This is a genomic window from Thiobacter subterraneus, from assembly GCF_055379455.1.
In genome coordinates this window covers 553,739-571,427 of record NZ_AP042402.1, presented here as the reverse complement: position 1 = coordinate 571,427, position 17,689 = coordinate 553,739, and the positions used below count along the sequence as shown (strand labels likewise).

The window sequence follows — 17,689 nt, the reverse complement described above, 5'->3', positions numbered from 1 at the left end:
ACTTCCATGTCCCGTATTGCTGAGACTTTCGCCCGACTGCGCCGGCAGGAACGCAAGGCGCTCATTCCCTTCATCACCGCCGGCGACCCCGAGCCCGCGGCCACCGTGCCCCTGATGCATGCCCTGGTCCGGGCGGGCGCGGACATCCTGGAGCTGGGGGTGCCTTTTTCCGACCCAATGGCGGACGGCCCGGTGATCCAGCGTGCCAGCGAACGGGCCCTGGCCCATGGCGTGGGGCTTGCCGACGTCTTGGAGATGGTGGTGGCGTTCCGTCGCACGGACCGCCACACACCCGTGGTGCTCATGGGCTACGCCAATCCCATCGAGGCCATGGGCCATGAAACCTTCGCCCGGCGCGCCCAGGAAGCCGGCGTGGACGCGGTGCTCACGGTGGACTATCCACCGGAGGAATGCGCGGAGTTCGCCGCGCTTCTCACCGATCGCGGCATCGACCCCATCTTCCTGCTTTCGCCCACCAGTCGCGAGGAGCGGGTGGCGGCCGTGGCGCGGCTGGCGCGGGGCTTCGTGTATTACGTGTCGCTCAAGGGCGTGACCGGCGCCAGCCATCTCGATCTCGCAGACGTCAGGCAGAGGCTCACCGCGCTGCGGCGCATGATCGACCTGCCCATTGGGGTCGGCTTCGGCATCCGCGATGGGGCCACTGCGCGTTCCGTGGCGGAATTCGCCGATGCGGTGGTGATCGGCAGCCGCATCGTGCAGGCCGTGGAGGCGACACCGCGCGCGGAACTGGAAGCGCGTGTGGAAGGCCTGGTGCGGGCGATCCGCCAGGCCATGGATGCGCCGGCGGCGGTCGGCGCGTAAGGAAAAGGAGAGACCATGAGCTGGTTCCAGAAACTGCTGCCACCCAAGATCAAGCGCAAGGTCGAGGGCAACAAAAAGGCCGTGCCGGAAGGCCTGTGGAGCAAGTGTCCGTCCTGCGAGGCGGTGCTCTATCGGGCCGATCTGGAAAAGAACCTGCAGGTCTGCCCCAAGTGCAATTTCCACCACCGTGTCGGCGCGCGGGAGCGCCTGGACATGCTGTTGGATCCGGAGGGACGCTACGAGATCGGCGCCCAGATCCTGCCGGTGGACACCCTCAAGTTCAAGGACAGCAAGAAATACACGGACCGGCTCAAGGAGGCCCAGCAGGAAACCGGCGAGACCGATGCCCTGGTGGTCATGCAGGGCAGCATCAAGTCGGTGCCGGTAGTGGCCGCGGCCTTCGAGTTCCGCTTCATGGGCGGCTCCATGGGCTCGGTGGTGGGTGAGCGCTTCGTGGAGGCGGTGCAGGTGTGCTGCGAGCAGCGCCTGCCCCTGATCAGCTTCGCCGCCAGCGGCGGCGCGCGCATGCAGGAGGGCCTGCTGTCCCTGATGCAGATGGCCAAGACCTCCGCCGCACTCACCCAGCTGGCCGAAGAACGCCTGCCCTTCATATCGGTGCTCACCGATCCCACCATGGGCGGCGTGTCCGCGAGCTTTGCCATGCTGGGCGACGTGATCGTGGCCGAGCCGGGGGCGCTGATCGGCTTCGCCGGTCCCCGCGTGATCGAGCAGACCGTGCGCCAGACCCTGCCGGCGGGCTTCCAGCGGGCGGAATTCCTGCTGGAACACGGGGCCATCGACCTCATCGTCGACCGGCGCCAGATGCGCGACCGCCTCGCCAATCTCATCACGCTGCTCATGCGGCTGCCCGCCGCAGCCTGATCCGCCATGTCCGGGCGGCCGCCCCTGCCGCCGCGCACCCTCGCGGACTGGCTCGCCTATCTGGAACGGCTCCATCCCACCGCCATCGAGCTGGGGCTCGAGCGTGTGCGCACGGTGCGCACACGCCTGCGCCTCGACCCCTCCTTCCCCATCATCACCGTGGGCGGCACCAACGGCAAGGGGTCCACCTGCGCCTTCCTGGAAGCGATGCTGGTGGCGGCGGGGCGCCGGGTGGGCTGCTACACCTCGCCCCACCTGCTGGCCTACAACGAGCGCGTGCGCATCGACGGCGTGCCGGTGACGGACGACATGCTGTGCCGCGCCTTTGCCGCAGTGGAGGCGGCGCGCGGCGAGGTTTCGCTCACCTATTTCGAATTCGGTACCCTGGCCGCAGTGTGGTGCTTCCTCGAGGCCGGCGTGGAGGTGGCGGTGCTCGAGGTGGGCATGGGGGGACGCCTGGATGCAGTCAATGTGTTCGATGCCGACGTGGCGGTGGTCACCACGGTGGATCTCGATCACATGGCCTGGCTGGGGCCGGACCGGGAACACATCGGGCGGGAAAAGGCCGGCATCTACCGGGCCGGGCGGCCGGCGATCTGCGCCGATCCGGACCCACCGGCCAGCCTGCTGGCCCACGCCCAAGCCATTGGCGCCCGCTTGCGCCGCGTGGGACGTGATTTCGGCTGGGAGCAGGGTGGGGATGGCTGGCGCTTCTGGCGGCGCGCGGACGGGACCTACGCCGAACTCGGAGCGCTGCCCGCACCGGCGCTGACCGGTGCCTACCAGTACGCCAATGCGGCGGCGGCCATCGAGGCGCTGCGGGCCCTGGCGCCGCGCCTTGCCGTGGATGAACGGGCGATCCGGGCGGGGCTTTCCGGTGTGCGTCTCGCTGGCCGGTTCCAGGTGCTGCCGGGCCGTCCGCGGCGCATTCTCGATGTCGCCCACAATCCCCAGGGGGCGCGCATGCTGGCCGCCAATCTGCGCCAGCAGCCCGTGCCGGGCCGCACCCTGGCGGTAGTTGCCATGCTGGCGGACAAGGACATGGCAGGCGTGGTGCAGGCCCTGGCAGGCGAGGTGGATGCCTGGTTCGTGGCGGGACTGCCGCCACCCCGGGGCGCGAGTGCCGAGGCCCTGGCCGAGGTGGTGCGCCGCTTTGCGCCGGCAACTGAATGCTCAGGCTTCGCGGATGTGGCAAGTGCCCACAGGGCTGCCTGTATGGCCGCGGCGCAAGATGATAGAATTTTGATTTTCGGATCGTTTTACACGGTCGCTGCGGTGCTGGCGGAACTCGCCCGCTCCGCCTAGCCAGGATCCTCCACCATGGCCAACGCTCCCCAGCTCAGCGACGAGGAAATCCAGTTCCGCAAGCGTGCCCGCCGCCGCCTGGTGGGGGCGGTGGTGCTGGTGCTGCTGGTGGTGGTCGTGGTGCCCTGGCTGCTGCCGGCCGACCAGCCGCCCCAGGACGCTCAACCCATCGACATCCACATTCCGGCGCGGGACGCCACGGGCTTTGCGCCCAAGGTCCTGCCGGCGCCTGCACCGCAGGCAGCCGCCCCGTCCCTGGGCACCGGTGCAGTCTCCGTCCAGGCGGCACCCTCCCAGCCGGCACCTGTCCAGGCACCCCAGCAGGCGGCCCCCGCCCAGCCTGCGTCCGCCGCGCCCAAGACCGAAGCGGCTGCGGTCAAGGCTGCGGTCCAGGCAACGCCGCCAGCCGATGCAGGCGGCGAGCGCTATTACGTGCAGTACGGGGCGTTTTCCGAGGCGAAGAATGCCGCGCAGCGGCAGGCCGAACTCAAGGCCAAGGGCATCGCCACCTTCACCGAGGTGGTGAAGACCTCTTCCGGTGACAAGATTCGGGTGCGCAGCGGGCCCTATGACACGCGCGAGGCGGCGGAAAAGATCCAGCACAAGGCCAAGCCGCTGGATTCCAAGCTGGTGCCGGCGGGCAAGGGGTGAGCCTCAACGCGCATCGCCTGCGTCTGCTGACTCTGCGCCGGGCCCGCCCATGACGCTGTTCGATTACGCCGTCCTGCTGATCATCGGAGTGTCGGTGCTGCTCAGCGTGATGCGGGGCTTTCTGCGGGAAGTGATGGCGCTTCTGTCCTGGGTGGTGGCCTTCTGGATGGCGAGCCTGTATGCAGCGGAAGTGGCGCCCCTTCTGCCCGAGACCATTCCCACCGGGCAGCTGCGCATGCTCGCCGCCTGGCTGCTGGTGTTCTTCGCGGCGCTGCTGGCCATGACCCTGCTGTCCATCACCGTGGGGCAGTTTCTCCGGCTGCTGGGTGTGGGGCCGCTGGACCGCCTGCTGGGCGCGCTGTTCGGTTTCGCGCGGGGCCTGGTGATCGTGCTGGCGCTCATGGTGGTGGCCGGCCTGACCAGCCTGCCGCGCCATCCGGAATGGCGCAACGCGACTTTCAGCGCGCCGCTGGAGGCGCTGGTCGCCCTGCTGCGCCCCTGGCTGCCGGAAGCCATCGGCCGAGAGATCAAGTACGAGTAGGATGAGCCATGTGCGGAATCATCGGGGTCGTTTCCCATTCCCCCGTCAACCAGCTGCTCTATGACGGGTTGCAGCTTCTGCAGCACCGGGGGCAGGACGCAGCCGGCATCGTCACCTCCCAGGGACGCACCTTCCACATGCACAAGGGCAGCGGGCTCGCGCGCGACGTGTTCCGCACGCGCAACATGCGCGATCTGCTGGGCAACATGGGCATCGCCCACGTGCGCTATCCCACCGCGGGCAGTGCTTCCTCGTCCGCCGAGGCCCAGCCGTTCTACGTGAATTCACCCTTCGGCGTGGTGCTGGGGCACAACGGCAATCTCACCAACACCGACGCCCTGCGCCAGGAGCTGTTCCGGCAGGATCTGCGCCACGTCAACACCAACTCCGATTCGGAGGTGCTGCTCAACGTCCTTGCCCACGAATTGCAGGAGAGCACCACCCATCACCGGCTGGACGTGGCCAACATCTTCCAGGCGGTGGCGGGGGTGCACCGGCGCTGCCGGGGCGCCTACGCCGTGGTGGCCATGATCGCCGGCTACGGCATGCTGGCCTTCCGCGACCCCTATGGCATTCGGCCCCTGGTGGTGGGCCGGCTGGAAACGGAGCAGGGGCCGGAATACATGGTGGCGTCCGAGAGCGTGGCCCTGGATGCCCTGGGGTTCACCCTGCTGCGGGACGTGGAGCCGGGGGAGGCCATCTTCGTGGACGAAGAGGGCAATTTCTACAGCCAGCAGTGCGCGGAGCGGCCCCTCCTGAGCCCCTGCATCTTCGAATACGTCTATTTCGCCCGCCCGGATTCCGTGATGAACGGCATCTCCGTCTATGGCAGCCGGCTGCGCATGGGCGAGCGTCTCGCGGACAAGATCCGGCGCGAGTTTTCCCATCTGGACATCGACGTGGTCATCCCCATCCCGGACACCAGCCGCCCCAGTGCCCTGCAGCTTGCCAACGAGCTGGGCATCCTCTACCGGGAAGGGTTCATCAAGAACCGCTACATCGGCCGCACCTTCATCATGCCCGGCCAGGCGGTGCGCAAGAAATCGGTGCGCCAGAAACTCAACGCCATGGCGGTGGAGTTCAAGGGCAAGAACGTCCTGCTGGTGGACGATTCCATCGTGCGCGGCACCACCAGCCGCCAGATCGTCCAGATGGCGCGCGAGGTGGGGGCGCGCAAGGTCTATTTCGCGTCGGCCGCGCCGCCGGTGCGCTTTCCCAACGTCTATGGCATCGACATGCCGACCCGCGCGGAATTGCTGGCGACCGGGCGCACGGACGAGGAAATCCGGCGGGAAATCGGCGCCGACGCGCTGATCTATCAGGATCTGGATGCTCTGGTGGCGGCGGTGCGCGAGGGGAATCCGGCCATTCCCCGGTTCGATACCTCCTGCTTCGACGGGGACTACATCACGGGGGACGTGACGGAGGAATACCTGGCGCGCCTGGAGGCCAGCCGCAGCGGAGCGGCCCCGGATCCGGACGGGGCGGGCACCCGCCAGCTCGATCTCAACCTGCGCACGGCCTGATCTCACGCCGTGCATTCCGACAAGGAGCAGACCATGAGCGAAGCATACCGGCTGGACACGCTGGCGGTGCGCGCTGGCATCCAGCGCAGCCAGTTCCACGAGCACGCCGAGGCCCTCTTCCTCACTTCCAGCTTTGTGTTCGATTCCGCCGAGCAGGCGGCGAAGCGCTTCAGCGGCGAAGAACCGGGCAACATCTACGCGCGCTTCACCAACCCCACGGTGACCATGTTTCAGGAGCGTCTCGCCGCGCTGGAAGGGGCGGAAGCCTGTGTGGCCACCGCCTCCGGCATGTCGGCCATCCTGGCTTGCGTCATGGGGCTGCTTTCGGCGGGCGATCACATCGTCGCCTCGCGCGCCATTTTCGGCGCCACGGTGCAGCTGTTCGGCAACATCCTGAAGCGCTTCGGCGTGGAGACCAGCTTCGTCTCGCCCACCGACGTGGGCGAGTGGCAAGCGGCGGTCAGGCCCAACACCAGACTGTTGTTCGCCGAGACGCCTTCCAATCCCCTCACCGAGGTGTGCGACATCGCCGCGCTGGCCGACATCGCCCACCGACACGGGGCCTGGCTGGCGGTGGACAACTGCTTCTGCACGCCCGTTCTGCAGCGTCCCCTGGAACTGGGGGCCGACATCGTGATTCACTCCGCGACCAAGTATCTGGACGGACAGGGCCGCGTGCTGGGCGGCGCGGTGTTGGGCAGCAAGGCGCTGCTGGAAGGGGTGTACACTTTTCTGCGCACGGCCGGGCCCACGCTGTCCGCCTTCAACGCCTGGGTGATCCTCAAGGGCCTGGAAACCCTGCGCCTGCGCATGGAGGCCCATTCCGCCAATGCCCTGGCCCTGGCGCGCTGGCTGGAGGAGCAGCCCCAGGTGGCGCGCGTGCTCTATCCCGGGCTGCCGTCCCATCCCCAGCACGCGCTGGCCATGCGCCAGCAGAAGACCGGCGGCGGCATCGTCTCCTTCGAGGTGAAGGGGGGGCGGGAGGCGGCCTGGCGGGTGATCGACGCCACCCGGCTGCTGTCCATCACGGCCAACCTGGGCGACACCAAGACCACCATCACCCACCCCGCCACCACCACCCATGGGCGGCTGACGCCTGAGCAGCGTGCGGCGGCGGGCATCAGCGACGGGCTCATCCGCATCGCCGTGGGGCTGGAAGCGGTGGAGGACATCCAGGCCGACCTGGCGCGGGGGCTGGGCGCATGAAATGGCTGATATCCCTTCTGGCGCTGGCGAGTTGCGCCGTGCGCGCCGAGGGCATGGTGGAGGTGAGCTTCATGGATCAGCCGCGGGACGGCGGCGGCTACGTCACCCGCTATCTGGTCACCGAGCGCTACCTGCGTATGGACTACGGCCAGGACCGCGATGATTTCGTGCTGTTCGACCGTCAGAAGCGGCTGGCCTACAACGTCACCCACGACCAGCGCACCATTCTCCTCATCGAGCCGGGCAGCGTGGACATCCCACGGCCCGCTGAGTGGGAGGTGAAGGAGGACATGCTGTCGGACGAAAGGGGGCGGCGCACCTTCGACATCCGGGTCAACGGCCAGCACTGCAGCCGCATCACCGCCTCTCCCACCTTCCTGCCGGAAGTGGCCCAGGCCCTGGGCGAGTTCAATGCCCTGATGACCGCGAGCCAAAGCGCCACCTATCTGGCCACCCCGCCGGAGCTGCGCCATCCCTGCGATCTGGCGCGCTTCGTGTTCGATCACGGGGCCTGGCTCAAAAACGGCCTGCCCCTGTACGAGGCGGACGCCGATGGTTCGGTGCGCCGTCTGCTGGGTTATCAGACCGGCCTGCCGGAGCGGCGCCTGCTGTTCGCCCTGCCCAGCCAGTACCGGACAGTGCGCCTCAAAGACCTGCAGGGCGTGGCACAGCCGGCACGTTGAGGCACACGGGCTCGTGCCGGCGTGGGCTTCTCCCCGCGCCGGCGGGCCCCGCCGGCCCCGGTGCGGCTCAAGTGACGGGGACTTGAAGCTGGCGCGGTCCATCCCCATCTCTCCCGCGTTTTTGCCAAGACGAGGGAGAGAACCATGACCGTGGATGCCACCCGAGAGACCCTGGGTTTCCAGGCGGAAGTCAAACAACTCCTGCGCCTGGTCATCCATTCGCTGTACAGCAACAAGGAAATCTTCCTGCGGGAACTCGTTTCCAACGCCTCCGATGCCTGTGACAAGCTGCGCTTCGAGGCCCTGTCAGACCCCGCCCTCTACGAAGGCGACACCGATCTCAGGATCCGTGTCTCGGTGGACAAGGCGGCCCGCACCATCACCATCTCCGACAACGGCATCGGCATGTCCCGCGCCGAGGTGATCGAGAACATCGGCACCATCGCCCGCTCGGGCACGCGGGAATTCCTCGAGAAACTCACGGGCGACCAGGCCAAGGACGCACACCTGATCGGCCAGTTCGGGGTGGGCTTCTATTCCTCCTTCATCGTGGCCGACAGGGTGACGCTCATCACCCGCCGCGCCGGTCTCACGCCCGAGCACGGCGTGAAGTGGGAATCCACCGGCGAAGGGGAATACACCCTGGAGAACCTGGAGAAGGCCAGCCACGGGACTGACGTGATCCTGCATCTGCGCGAGGGCGAGGACGAATTCCTCGAGCCCTGGCGCATCCGCTCCATCATCCACAAATATTCGGACCACATCGCCCTGCCCATCCTCATGAAGAAAGAAGGCAGTGAGGAAGAGGAACGGGTCAATCAGGCCAGCGCCCTGTGGGCCCGGCCCAAGAGCGAGATCACGCCGGAACAGTATGAGGAGTTCTACAAGCACGTGGCCCATGCCTTCGAGCCGCCGCTGGCCTACGTGCACAGCAAGGTGGAAGGCAAGCAGGAATATACCCTGCTGCTCTACATTCCCCAGCATGCCCCGTTCGATCTGTGGGACCGGCAGCAGCGCCACGGCATCAAGCTCTACGTGCGGCGCGTGTTCATCATGGAGGACATGGAGAAGCTCATGCCGCACTACCTGCGCTTCGTGCGCGGCGTGATCGATTCCAATGACCTGCCCCTCAACGTGTCCCGGGAGATCCTGCAGCACTCGCGGGACATCGACGCCATCCGTGCCGGCGCTACGCGCAAGGTGCTGGACCTGCTGGAAGATCTGGCGGAAAACCAGAAGGAGAAGTACGCCCGCTTCTGGAAGGAATTCGGCCGGGTGCTCAAGGAGGGCCTGGGCGAGGACTTTGCCAACCGCGAGCGCCTGGCGCGCCTGCTGCGTTTCACCAGCACCGTCTCCGAGGGCGATGCCCAGGACGTGTCCCTCGCCGACTACGTGGCGCGCATGAAGGAAGGGCAGGAGAAGATCTACTACGTCACGGCCGACAGCTACGCCGCGGCCAAGAGCAGCCCCCATCTGGAAGTGTTCCGCAAGAAGGGGGTCGAGGTGCTGCTGCTGTCGGACCGGGTGGACGAATGGATGCTCTCCTATCTCCACGAATTCGAGGGCAAGCCTTTGGTGTCCGTGGCCAAGGGCGAGCTGGATCTGGGCAAGCTGGCGGACGAGGCCGAGAAGAAGAGCCACGAGGAGGAAGCGGAGCAGTTCAAGGATCTCGTTGCGCGCATCCGGGAGGCACTGGGCGATGCCGTGAAGGACGTGCGGGTATCGCAGCGCCTGACCGAATCCGCCGCCTGCCTGGTCACCGGCGAGCACGAGATGAGTATGAACCTGGAGCGCCTGCTCAAGGCCGCGGGCCAGAACGTGCCGGGGGTGAAGCCCACGCTGGAGATCAACGTGCACCATCCCATCGTGGCGCGCCTGCGCGAGGAAACGGATGCCCAGCGCTTCGCCGACTGGAGCCGCATCCTGTTCGACCAGGCGCAGCTGGCGGAAGGCGGGCAGCTTCAGGACCCGGCAGGCTTCGTGCGCAGGCTCAACGATCTCATGCTCACCCTCGCGGCACGGTGAGGCAAAACCGTCATCCGCCCGGCAGCCGCCGGGCTTTTTTACGGGCCGGGCCAGGCGAGCCGGAACAGCACCGGCCAGCGTTTGCCCGTGACATAGAGGGCCTGCCGGCGGGGATCGTAGGCGATGCCGTTGGCCACGGCCTCGGGGTCGGCCAGCGTGCCGGGAGGGATGAGCGGTGAAAGGTCTAGCCAGGCACGCACCTGCCCGGTGGCGGGGTCGATGCAGGCGATGCGGGGCTCGCCATACACGTTGGCGAGGATCTCGCCGTTCACCCACTCCAGCTCGTTCAGGCGGGTGACGGGTGTGGCGCCGTCGCGCACCAGCAGCGTGCGGCGCAGGGCGAGGGTGTGGGGATCGAGGAAGCGCAGGCTGGCGCTGCCATCGCTCACGATGAGATACCGGCCATCCCAGGTGGCGCCCCAGCCCTCGTAGGGATAGGGCAGGGTGCGGGTCGGGGTGAGGTCGGCGATGTCGTAGACCAGCAGCCGGTTTTCCTGCCAGGTGAGCTGAAACAGCTGCCGTCCTACCCGGGCCAGGCCTTCGCCGAACAGGGTCGGTGCCAGCCGGCGCATGGCCATCACCCGGCCACTGTGCGCGTCGAGTTGGCGCAGGCTCGATGTCCCATAGCCGCCGGTGCTTTCGTAGAGGGTGCCGGCATGCCACACCAGCCCCTGGGTGAAGGCCTGCGGATCGTGGGGCAGGCGCTCGAGCACCACCGGGCGCAGGACGGGCGCGGCTCGCTCCGTGGCCAGAACCGGAAGGGAGATGGCGACAAACCATGCCAGGAGCAGGAGGAATGGGGGCAGGCCGGCCATGGGCGAAGCATTGCCCAGGGACAGGGCACGGTCAAGGCGGCGGAATCAGCCGCCGATGTAGTTGAACAGGGACAGCTGGCTTACGGACACGAAGGATTTCTGGGCCGCCTCCAGTGCCGTCTGGGTGCGGGTGAGGTCGGTGATGGCCTTGGTGTAGTCCAGGTCGGTGAGTTCCGACAGGGTCGTCTGGTATTGCAGCACGCTGTCACCATGGGTGCCGTCGGTGGCATCCAGCTCGCGCAGGCGTGCGCCCACCGAGGCCTGCACCCGCAGCACGTTGTTGAGGGCATTGTCCAGCCCGGACAGGGCGGCGCTCAGCTGGGCGCCCGTGATGCTGCCGGTGTTGAGCTGGTTGATGAGCGTGTCCAGGGTCTGGAACACGTCCTGTCCCGCCACACCCGGGCGGAATACTTCCTGGCCGCTGTCGTTGATGGCGATGCGGCGCGAGGCGGAGATCTGCACGCTGCGCACGCCCTGATCGCCGGCATAGACACCGCCCCCGCTGGTCTGGGTGAAGGGTCGCACGTTGCTCTGATAACCCGCGAACAGGTACTGGCCTTGGCCATCCTGGGTGTTGGCCAGGCCCAGCAGCTCCTGGTAGCGGCCGGTGAGCTCGGTGGCCAGCGCCTGGAGATTGGCCGGGGACAGGGTGGGATTGCCGGCGTTGACCGCGGCGACCTTGGCATCCTGGAGCACCCGGGCGATCTGGGACAGGACGTTGTCCTCCAGGGAGAGGGCCTGGGTGGCGCGAACGATGTTGGCCTGATACTGCTGGGTGACGCTCAGGGACTGGCCGATTTCCAGACCCTGGGCGGCGGCCACGGGATCGTCGCTGGGGGTCAGCAGGCGCCGGCCGGCGGCGAGCTGCTGCTGGGTCCTGACCAGTTCCGCCATGCGGTTCTGGATGGCGGAGACGCCCAGCTCATAGATCATGGTGCTGCTGATGCGCATGATCGGCTCCTCTTAACGCAGGCCCAGAATGGTGTCGAACAGGATGCTGCCGGTCTGGATCACCTTGGCCGCAGCCTGGTAGGCCTGCTGGTAACGCAGCAGGTTGGCGGCTTCCTCGTCCAGGTTCACACCGGAGAGTTCCTGCTGGGCCTGTCGGGTCTGGGTGAGCAGAGCGGACTGGGCCTTGGCGTTGATCTGCACTTCCTGGGAACGGGTGCCCACCGCGCTCACCATCTGGCTGTAGGCGCCCTGGTAAGTGGTGGTGTTGCCCGCGACCAGGTTGCGGATCTGCAGGGCGGCGAGTTCCAGGGCATTGCGGCCGTCCGCGATGCCGCCGGTGTTGGGACCGATGGTGAAGGTGTCACCCGCCGCCGGCACGCCGCTGATCTGGACGATCCAGCCGTTGTAGCTGATGTTGCCGCCGGAGGTGTAGCTGAGCCCGGTGGGATTGCCGGTGCCCACGCCGGTCACGTCGTAGGTGGTGGGACTCGTGAAGGTGATGGTTACCGGTTGCTGCAGGTTGGTGTTCAGGGGCGGCTGGCTGCTGGCATCCACCGTGCCCGGGGTGATGGTGGCGCTGCCGGTGTTGCCGGGCGCGGCACTGGCGCGGATGGGAGCTGCTGCGGCGATGCGGTTGACGTCGTCGATGGAAAGCCCGATGTCGCGCGCGCCATAGCGGCTGGGCAGCACCAGGAAACTGTCGCCATCGGCCGGGCTGCCCGTCATGGTGAGGCTGAGCCCCGGAATGGCAGTGGCCAGCGAGCCGGCCGGCACAGTGCTGCTCACCTGGTTGACCAGGTCCTCCACCACGTAGGTATTGCTGCCTGCCTGGTAGGTGAGCTTGTAGCTGCCGGTGGTGAGGGCGGCCGCGCCGGCGTTGGTGGTGACGAGGCTGGCGGCAAGCACGCCGGTGCCGGTGTTGGTGTCGCCGGCCTTGACCGTGGGGCTGGTGGCCGCCAGGCTGAAGAAATCGCCGCCCAGGGCGCCCAGCAGATCCTGCCCCAGCCGGTGCTGGTTGTTGAAGGTTTCGGCAAGGGTCAGCGCCACGCGTCCCAGGCCGTTTTGCGCCTGGTCCAGGGCCTCGCGCCGGAAGGCGAGCAGCCCTCCCAGCTTCCCTCCCGTGAGATCGTTCTGGTTGAGGGCGATCTGCCCGCCACCCCCCGTTTCGAGGACCACGTCGAGATTGTCCGGATCCAGGGGGGAACGCACCATGGCGAGCCGGAAGGCCACCTGCCCCACCACCAGGGGCTGGCCGTTGCCGATGAAGACGTTGAAGGTGCCGTCGTCCTGCTTGACCACGGTGGCACGCACCCGCTCGTTGAGCTCGGCGATGAGCTGGTCGCGCTGGTCCAGCAGGTCGTTGGGCGGCTGGCGATTGGTGTTCTGGGCGAGCACGATCTTTTCGTTGAGCTGGGCGATCTGGCTCGCGTAGGCGTTGATTTCGGCGGTTACCCCCTTGAGCTGGGTGTTGACGCCCTCGCGTATGCCCTGGATGCGTTCGTAGATGGCATGGAAGCGGGCCACCAGGGCCTGGGCGCTGGAAAGCAGCAACTGGCGGGCCGGCACCGAGGCGGGATCGTTGGCCACTGTCTGCACGCCGGTGAAAAACTGCTGCAGGGCGGGCGACAGGCCCGAATTGGGATCGCCCAGCAGATTGTCCAGCTGGCGCACCTGGAACGAGTAGGTGTCGAAAAACGCGCTCTGGGCCGTGGTGGCCAGCACCTGGTTGTCCAGGAATTCGCTGTAGATGCGCCGGACCGTGTCCACCTTGGCGCCCTGGCCCAGCCAGCCGGCGCCGGTGCCGAAGGGCAGCAGCGTGGACTGGCGGATTTCCTGGCGGTGGAAACCCGGCGTGTTGACGTTGGCGATGTTGTGCTGCGTGGTGACGAGCCCGTACTGGGCCACGTTCAGGGCGCGCACGCCGATGTCGATGATGCTGCTGGTCATGAGGCTGCTCCCGCCGGTCCGGGGACGATCCCCAAACCGGCCTGTTGGTCATTAACGGCAGGCGGGCGGGTTTCTTGACTCATGCCGCCAGCGCCTCCCGGAACACGGGGCTGGCCATCACCCGCGCCAGTTTCGTGGCGTAGGCGGGGTCCGTGGCATAGCCCGCTTGCTGCAGGGCCTGGGCGAAGGCCGTGAAGTCCCCGGCCTGCCGTACCGCCTGGTAGCGCTCGGACCGGCCGATCAGGCGGGCATAGTCGGCGAAGGCCTCGGCATAGGACCCATAGACGCGGAAGCGGGCCACCCGGCTTCCCGGCTGGCCATTCACATACTCCGTGGTGGCCACGTCCACCGTGGGGCCGGTCCAGTCCGCCCCGGCCTTGATGCCAAACAGGTTGTGGCTTGGGCGGCCGTCGGGCAGGCGGATTTCCCGCGCGCCCCACCCCGATTCCAGGGCGGCCTGGGCCACCAGAAACGCCGGCGGCACACCGAGCTCGCGTCCTGCCGCCACGGCGTGATCCCACACGGCCGACACGAAGGCCCTGGGATTCGGGGCCGTTGCGGCTGCCGGCGCCACCGGCACGCGCCCCAGGGGCATCATGTCGCTGCCGGGCAGACTGGCCTTGAGGGGCAGGGCGGGGCGTTCCCGTTGCAGGGCGATGGGGACGGCCTCGCGCTGCAGGGGCCGGGGCGCTGCCTCGGCCGTGACCCCGTTGGTCGCCGGCAGGGTTGCGCGCTCCATTTGGGCGAGCAGCATGTCGGCGATCCCCAGACCCCGGCCGGAGGTGGCCAGGGTCCGGGCGAGCTGTTGATCCGAGAGTTCCCGGTAGAGACGGGTCGTCTCGCTGTCGAAGGGGCCACCTTCGGGCGCGGTGGCGCGCATGCTCTTGAGCAGAATACCCAGGAACAGTCCCTCGAATTCCCGCGCCACCCCGGCCAGGGAAGCCGGTGCGTCGGCCTTGGCCGCCTGGCGCAGGTGCGCGAGGGCACGGGGATCCAGGGCGAGGGCGGCAGACATCAGATGATCTCCAGCTCCGCGCGCAGCGCCCCCGCGGCTTTCATGGCCTGCAGGATGGCCAGCAGATCCTGGGGTGTGGCCCCCACGGCATTGAGGGCCTTCACCACTTCCGCCAGATTCACGCTGGTGGGAATGGTGACCAGGTTGCCCTTGTCGGCCTTGATCTCGATCTGGGCCTGCTGGGTCATCACGGTCTGGCCGCCGGAGAGGGGCGCAGGCTGGCTCACCCGGGGTTCGCTGGTGATGGTCACCGAGAGATTGCCATGGGCCACGGCGCAGGTGTCCACCTGCACCGCCTGGTTCATCACCACCGAGCCGGTGCGCGCGTTGAGCACCACCTTGGCCGGGGCGTCGCCGGCGATCACGTTGAGGTTTTCCACCTGGGCGAGGAAGGCCACCCGCGCGCCGGGATCGCGCGGCGCGCGCACCTGGACCAGACGGCCATCCAGCGCCACCGCAGTGCCCGGACCGAAGGCGTTGTTGATGGACTGCACCACGCGGTTGGCGGTAGTGAAATCGGTCTGGTTAAGCTCCAACTGGAGGGTGTCACCCTGATTGATGGGACTGGGCACCGGACGTTCCACCGTGGCCCCCGCGGGAATGCGTCCGGCGCTCAGGTGGTTGACCGTGACGCTGCTGCCCGCGGCGGCCGCGCCTGCCCCGGCGACGAGCACGTTGCCCTGGGCGATGGCATAGACCTGTCCATCGGCGCCCTTGAGGGGTGTCATGAGCAGCGTGCCGCCGCGCAGGCTCTTGGCATTGCCCAGGGAGGAAACCGTGACGTCGATGGTCTGGCCCGGGCGGGCGAAGGGAGGCAGGCTCGCCGTGACCATTACCGCGGCCACGTTCTTGAGCTGCAGTCCACTCGCGGCGGAAGGCGGCAGGTTCACGCCCAGCTGGGTGAGCATGTTGGCGATGCTCTGCACCGTGAAGGGCGTCTGGGTGGTCTGGTCACCACTGCCATCCAGACCCACCACCAGGCCATAGCCGATGAGCTGGTTGCTGCGCACACCCTGCACCATGGCCAGGTCCTTGATGCGCTCCGCCGCGACGGGGCCGCTCACGAGGGCGGCGAGAAACAGCAGGGGAAGCCAACGCGCTTTCATGCCGGTTGCTCCTCAGAAGGGCAGGAAGGTCAGGAAGAAGCGGGCGAGCCACCCCATGATCTGGGCCTCGTCCACGTAGCCATTGCCCCGGTATTCGATGCGTGCATCGGCCACCTGGGTGGAGGACACCGTGTTGCCAAAGCCAATGGTGGCCGGATCCACCACGCCCGAGAAGCGGATGTATTCCGTGCCCTGGTTGATGCCCAGCTGCTTCTCGCCGGAGACCAGCAGGTTGCCGTTGGGCAGCACCTCGATCACGGTGACCGTGATGGTCCCGGTGAAGCTGTCGCTACTGTTGCTTTCGCCCTTGCCTTCGAACTTGTGGTTGGCGGAGGTGGACAGCTCCATGCCCTGGAAGGACTTGCCGGGCAGCCCCAGGATGGTGGGCACCGCCACGCTGTTGCTGCTCTGGCGCGAGGCCGCGCTGTTGCCCTTCTTGGTGGCGGAAGTCTTTTCGTTGATCTGGATGGTGAGGATGTCGCCCACGTTGCGTGCGCGCTTCATCTCGAACAGGTTGAGGGGCGCATTGGCGTGGTAGATGGCGCCGTCCACCGGCGCCGGTGCAGGTGCGGGCGCGGGCCGTGCCGTCATGGGCTGATGCACGTTGGTGGGCGGCACCGTGGCGCAGGCGGCCGTAAGCGCAGCGACCAGGGGCAGGAGCAGGCGTTTCATGGAAAACTTCCTCACAACTGGGCCAGACGCTGTAGCATCTGGTCGGAGGCGCTGATGGCGCGGGAATTCAGCTCGAAGGCACGCTGGGCCTCGATCATCTTCACCAGTTCCTCGGAGACGTTGACATTGGAGGTCTCCAGATACCCCTGGTTGAGCACACCCAGCCCGTTGGTGCCCGGCGTGTTGGTGGACGGCGCGCCGGAGGCGGCGGTTTCCAGGTAGAGGTTTTCACCCATGCTCTGCAGGCCGGCGGGGTTGATGAAGCTCGCCAGCTGCAGCTGCCCCACCTGCACCGGGGCGGGGTTGCCCGCCTGCTGCACGGAGACGATGCCGTCCGCGCTCACGGTGATGCTCACGGTGTTGGCGGGAATGGTGATGGCGGGGGCCACGGTGTAGCCGCTGGCGGTGACCACCTGGCCCTGGCTGTTGATCTGGAAGGAGCCGTCACGGGTGTAGGCGGTGGTGCCGTCGGGCAGGGTGATTTGGAAAAAACCGTTGCCATTGATGGCCAGATCCAGGGGATTGCCGGTCTGGGTGAGATTGCCCTGGGTGAAGATGCGCTCGGTGGCAATGGGGCGCACCCCCGTGCCCAGCTGCAGGCCCGAGGGAATCTCCGACTGCTGGGAGGACTTGGCGCCAGGCTGGCGCAGGGTTTGGTAGAGCAGATCCTCGAACACCGCCCGGCTGCGCTTGAAGCCGGTGGTGCTGACGTTGGCCAGGTTGTTGGCCACCACGTCGATGTTCATCTGCTGGGCGTCCAGCCCGGTCTTGGCAATCCACAGGGAGCGAATCATGGCGTCATCCGTTCAGGTTGAGGAGGGCCGCGGCCTTGGCGGCGTTCTGTTCCGCGTTCTGGATCAGCTTCATCTGCAGGTCGAACTGCCGCTGCAGGGAGATCAGGTTCACCAGCACTTCCGCGGGGTTCACGTTGCTCGTTTCCAGCGCGCCGGTGTGCAACACCACCGTGTCGTCGGCCGGTGCCCGGCCACCGTTTGCAAGGCGGAACAGCCCGTCCTCGCCGCGCACCAGATCGGCCTCGGGCGGGTTGACCAGCTTGATGCGGCCCACCTCGGTGATCTGGTTCTTCTGGTTGGTGCCGGGCACGGTGGACAGGGTGCCATCCTTGGCGATGGTGAGCTCGGTATCCGGCGGTACCGTGATGGGACCGGCGTCGGACAGCACATTGAAACCGTCCCGGGTCTGCAGCACGCCGTTGGCATTGAGCTGCAGGCTGCCGTTGCGGGTGTAGGCCTCGGAGCCGTCGGGTGCCTGCACCGCGATCCAGCCCCGGCCCTGGATGGCCACATCCAGCGGGCGGCCGGTGGTATGGACGACGCCGGGCCGGAAATCCGTGCCCACCGTGGCATCCACGGCATAGGTGCGCGTGGGCAGCACCGCCCCCACCACCGGCACGGCGCGGAAGCTGTCCAGCTGGGCACGGAAGCCGCTGGTGCTGAGATTGGCCAGGTTGTGGCTGTTGGTGGCCTGCTGCGCCAGCACGTTGCGGGCGCCGGTCATGGCGATGTAGATGAGACGGTCCAT

17 protein-coding genes are annotated in these 17,689 nt (G+C 67.5%); 9 read left to right on the top strand and 8 right to left on the bottom strand.

All coding sequences use genetic code 11. From position 1 onward, the window contains the following. The first annotated feature begins 6 nt into the window (after positions 1-6). The 9 genes from trpA (at position 7) to htpG (ending at position 9,641) form a co-directional block, all read left to right on the top strand. Entirely contained in the window at positions 7-822 is an 816-nt protein-coding gene (gene trpA, locus ACZ42P_RS02990) for a tryptophan synthase subunit alpha (protein WP_464898623.1), read from the top strand. Between the two features lie 15 nt (positions 823-837). Further along, positions 838-1,704 (top strand): acetyl-CoA carboxylase, carboxyltransferase subunit beta, encoded by an 867-nt coding sequence (gene accD, locus ACZ42P_RS02985; protein WP_464898622.1) that lies wholly within the window; start codon positions 838-840, stop codon positions 1,702-1,704. A 6-nt stretch (positions 1,705-1,710) separates the two neighbouring features. After that, positions 1,711-3,009 carry a bifunctional tetrahydrofolate synthase/dihydrofolate synthase gene (gene folC / locus ACZ42P_RS02980; RefSeq protein ID WP_464898621.1) on the top strand — a complete coding sequence of 433 codons (1,299 nt, stop codon included), beginning with the start codon at positions 1,711-1,713 and terminating at the stop codon, positions 3,007-3,009. Between the two features lie 15 nt (positions 3,010-3,024). Continuing rightward, complete coding sequence (locus tag ACZ42P_RS02975) at positions 3,025-3,660, top strand: SPOR domain-containing protein (protein WP_464898620.1); 636 nt, start codon at positions 3,025-3,027, stop codon at positions 3,658-3,660. A gap of 49 nt (positions 3,661-3,709) precedes the next feature. Further along, positions 3,710-4,201 carry a CvpA family protein gene (locus ACZ42P_RS02970; RefSeq protein ID WP_464898619.1) on the top strand — a complete coding sequence of 164 codons (492 nt, stop codon included), beginning with the start codon at positions 3,710-3,712 and terminating at the stop codon, positions 4,199-4,201. An 8-nt stretch (positions 4,202-4,209) separates the two neighbouring features. Then, positions 4,210-5,727: an amidophosphoribosyltransferase gene (gene purF / locus ACZ42P_RS02965; protein ID WP_464898618.1), complete on the top strand. Its 1,518-nt coding sequence runs from the start codon at positions 4,210-4,212 to the stop codon at positions 5,725-5,727. A gap of 33 nt (positions 5,728-5,760) precedes the next feature. Then, complete coding sequence (locus ACZ42P_RS02960; RefSeq protein ID WP_464898617.1) at positions 5,761-6,933, top strand: O-succinylhomoserine sulfhydrylase; 1,173 nt, start codon at positions 5,761-5,763, stop codon at positions 6,931-6,933. Further along, the gene (locus ACZ42P_RS02955; RefSeq protein ID WP_464898616.1) at positions 6,930-7,616 is read left to right on the top strand and encodes a hypothetical protein; all 687 of its coding nucleotides are present in this window, start codon (positions 6,930-6,932) and stop codon (positions 7,614-7,616) included. Before ACZ42P_RS02960 ends, ACZ42P_RS02955 begins: the two co-directional genes overlap by 4 nt. 144 nt (positions 7,617-7,760) lie before the next feature. Further along, positions 7,761-9,641, top strand: a complete 1,881-nt coding sequence (gene htpG / locus ACZ42P_RS02950) for a molecular chaperone HtpG (protein WP_464898615.1) — start codon at positions 7,761-7,763, stop codon at positions 9,639-9,641. 38 nt (positions 9,642-9,679) lie between these two features. Here the strand turns inward: htpG and ACZ42P_RS02945 are convergent, their stop codons facing one another. The 8 genes from ACZ42P_RS02945 to flgF all read right to left on the bottom strand — a co-directional run bounded on the left by ACZ42P_RS02945 (position 9,680) and on the right by flgF (position 17,689). Continuing rightward, positions 9,680-10,456 (bottom strand): glutaminyl-peptide cyclotransferase, encoded by a 777-nt coding sequence (locus ACZ42P_RS02945; protein ID WP_464898614.1) that lies wholly within the window; start codon positions 10,454-10,456, stop codon positions 9,680-9,682. 45 nt (positions 10,457-10,501) lie between these two features. Further along, on the bottom strand, positions 10,502-11,407 hold the full coding sequence (gene flgL / locus ACZ42P_RS02940; RefSeq protein ID WP_464898613.1) for a flagellar hook-associated protein FlgL: 906 nt from the start codon (positions 11,405-11,407) through the stop codon (positions 10,502-10,504). Between the two features lie 12 nt (positions 11,408-11,419). Further along, entirely contained in the window at positions 11,420-13,354 is a 1,935-nt protein-coding gene (flgK, locus tag ACZ42P_RS02935) for a flagellar hook-associated protein FlgK (protein WP_464898612.1), read from the bottom strand. Between the two features lie 79 nt (positions 13,355-13,433). Beyond that, on the bottom strand, positions 13,434-14,369 hold the full coding sequence (gene flgJ, locus ACZ42P_RS02930; RefSeq protein WP_464898611.1) for a flagellar assembly peptidoglycan hydrolase FlgJ: 936 nt from the start codon (positions 14,367-14,369) through the stop codon (positions 13,434-13,436). Next, the gene (locus tag ACZ42P_RS02925; protein ID WP_464898610.1) at positions 14,369-15,475 is read right to left on the bottom strand and encodes a flagellar basal body P-ring protein FlgI; all 1,107 of its coding nucleotides are present in this window, start codon (positions 15,473-15,475) and stop codon (positions 14,369-14,371) included. Before ACZ42P_RS02925 ends, flgJ begins: the two co-directional genes overlap by 1 nt. 12 nt (positions 15,476-15,487) lie before the next feature. Beyond that, complete coding sequence (locus tag ACZ42P_RS02920) at positions 15,488-16,147, bottom strand: flagellar basal body L-ring protein FlgH (RefSeq protein WP_464898609.1); 660 nt, start codon at positions 16,145-16,147, stop codon at positions 15,488-15,490. Positions 16,148-16,158: 11 nt separating this feature from the next. Continuing rightward, positions 16,159-16,941, bottom strand: a complete 783-nt coding sequence (gene flgG, locus ACZ42P_RS02915; RefSeq protein ID WP_464898608.1) for a flagellar basal-body rod protein FlgG — start codon at positions 16,939-16,941, stop codon at positions 16,159-16,161. Between the two features lie 4 nt (positions 16,942-16,945). Next, positions 16,946-17,689, bottom strand: coding sequence for a flagellar basal-body rod protein FlgF (gene flgF / locus ACZ42P_RS02910; RefSeq protein ID WP_464898607.1), 744 nt, complete (start codon positions 17,687-17,689; stop codon positions 16,946-16,948).

Excerpts from the sequence above, each read along its gene's own strand:
- ACZ42P_RS02975 (WP_464898620.1), top strand. The coding sequence starts at position 3,025 with ATGGCCAACGCTCCCCAGCTCAGCGACGAGGAAATCCAGTTCCGCAAG.
- trpA (WP_464898623.1), top strand. The coding sequence starts at position 7 with ATGTCCCGTATTGCTGAGACTTTCGCCCGACTGCGCCGGCAGGAACGC.
- folC (WP_464898621.1), top strand. The coding sequence starts at position 1,711 with ATGTCCGGGCGGCCGCCCCTGCCGCCGCGCACCCTCGCGGACTGGCTC.
- flgJ (WP_464898611.1), bottom strand. The coding sequence starts at position 14,369 with ATGTCTGCCGCCCTCGCCCTGGATCCCCGTGCCCTCGCGCACCTGCGC.
- ACZ42P_RS02920 (WP_464898609.1), bottom strand. The coding sequence starts at position 16,147 with ATGAAACGCCTGCTCCTGCCCCTGGTCGCTGCGCTTACGGCCGCCTGC.
- ACZ42P_RS02955 (WP_464898616.1), top strand. The coding sequence starts at position 6,930 with ATGAAATGGCTGATATCCCTTCTGGCGCTGGCGAGTTGCGCCGTGCGC.
- ACZ42P_RS02945 (WP_464898614.1), bottom strand. The coding sequence starts at position 10,456 with ATGGCCGGCCTGCCCCCATTCCTCCTGCTCCTGGCATGGTTTGTCGCC.
- ACZ42P_RS02960 (WP_464898617.1), top strand. The coding sequence starts at position 5,761 with ATGAGCGAAGCATACCGGCTGGACACGCTGGCGGTGCGCGCTGGCATC.
- flgL (WP_464898613.1), bottom strand. The coding sequence starts at position 11,407 with ATGCGCATCAGCAGCACCATGATCTATGAGCTGGGCGTCTCCGCCATC.
- htpG (WP_464898615.1), top strand. The coding sequence starts at position 7,761 with ATGACCGTGGATGCCACCCGAGAGACCCTGGGTTTCCAGGCGGAAGTC.
- ACZ42P_RS02970 (WP_464898619.1), top strand. The coding sequence starts at position 3,710 with ATGACGCTGTTCGATTACGCCGTCCTGCTGATCATCGGAGTGTCGGTG.
- flgK (WP_464898612.1), bottom strand. The coding sequence starts at position 13,354 with ATGACCAGCAGCATCATCGACATCGGCGTGCGCGCCCTGAACGTGGCC.
- accD (WP_464898622.1), top strand. The coding sequence starts at position 838 with ATGAGCTGGTTCCAGAAACTGCTGCCACCCAAGATCAAGCGCAAGGTC.
- purF (WP_464898618.1), top strand. The coding sequence starts at position 4,210 with ATGTGCGGAATCATCGGGGTCGTTTCCCATTCCCCCGTCAACCAGCTG.
- ACZ42P_RS02925 (WP_464898610.1), bottom strand. The coding sequence starts at position 15,475 with ATGAAAGCGCGTTGGCTTCCCCTGCTGTTTCTCGCCGCCCTCGTGAGC.
- flgG (WP_464898608.1), bottom strand. The coding sequence starts at position 16,941 with ATGATTCGCTCCCTGTGGATTGCCAAGACCGGGCTGGACGCCCAGCAG.
- flgF (WP_464898607.1), bottom strand. The coding sequence starts at position 17,689 with ATGGACCGTCTCATCTACATCGCCATGACCGGCGCCCGCAACGTGCTG.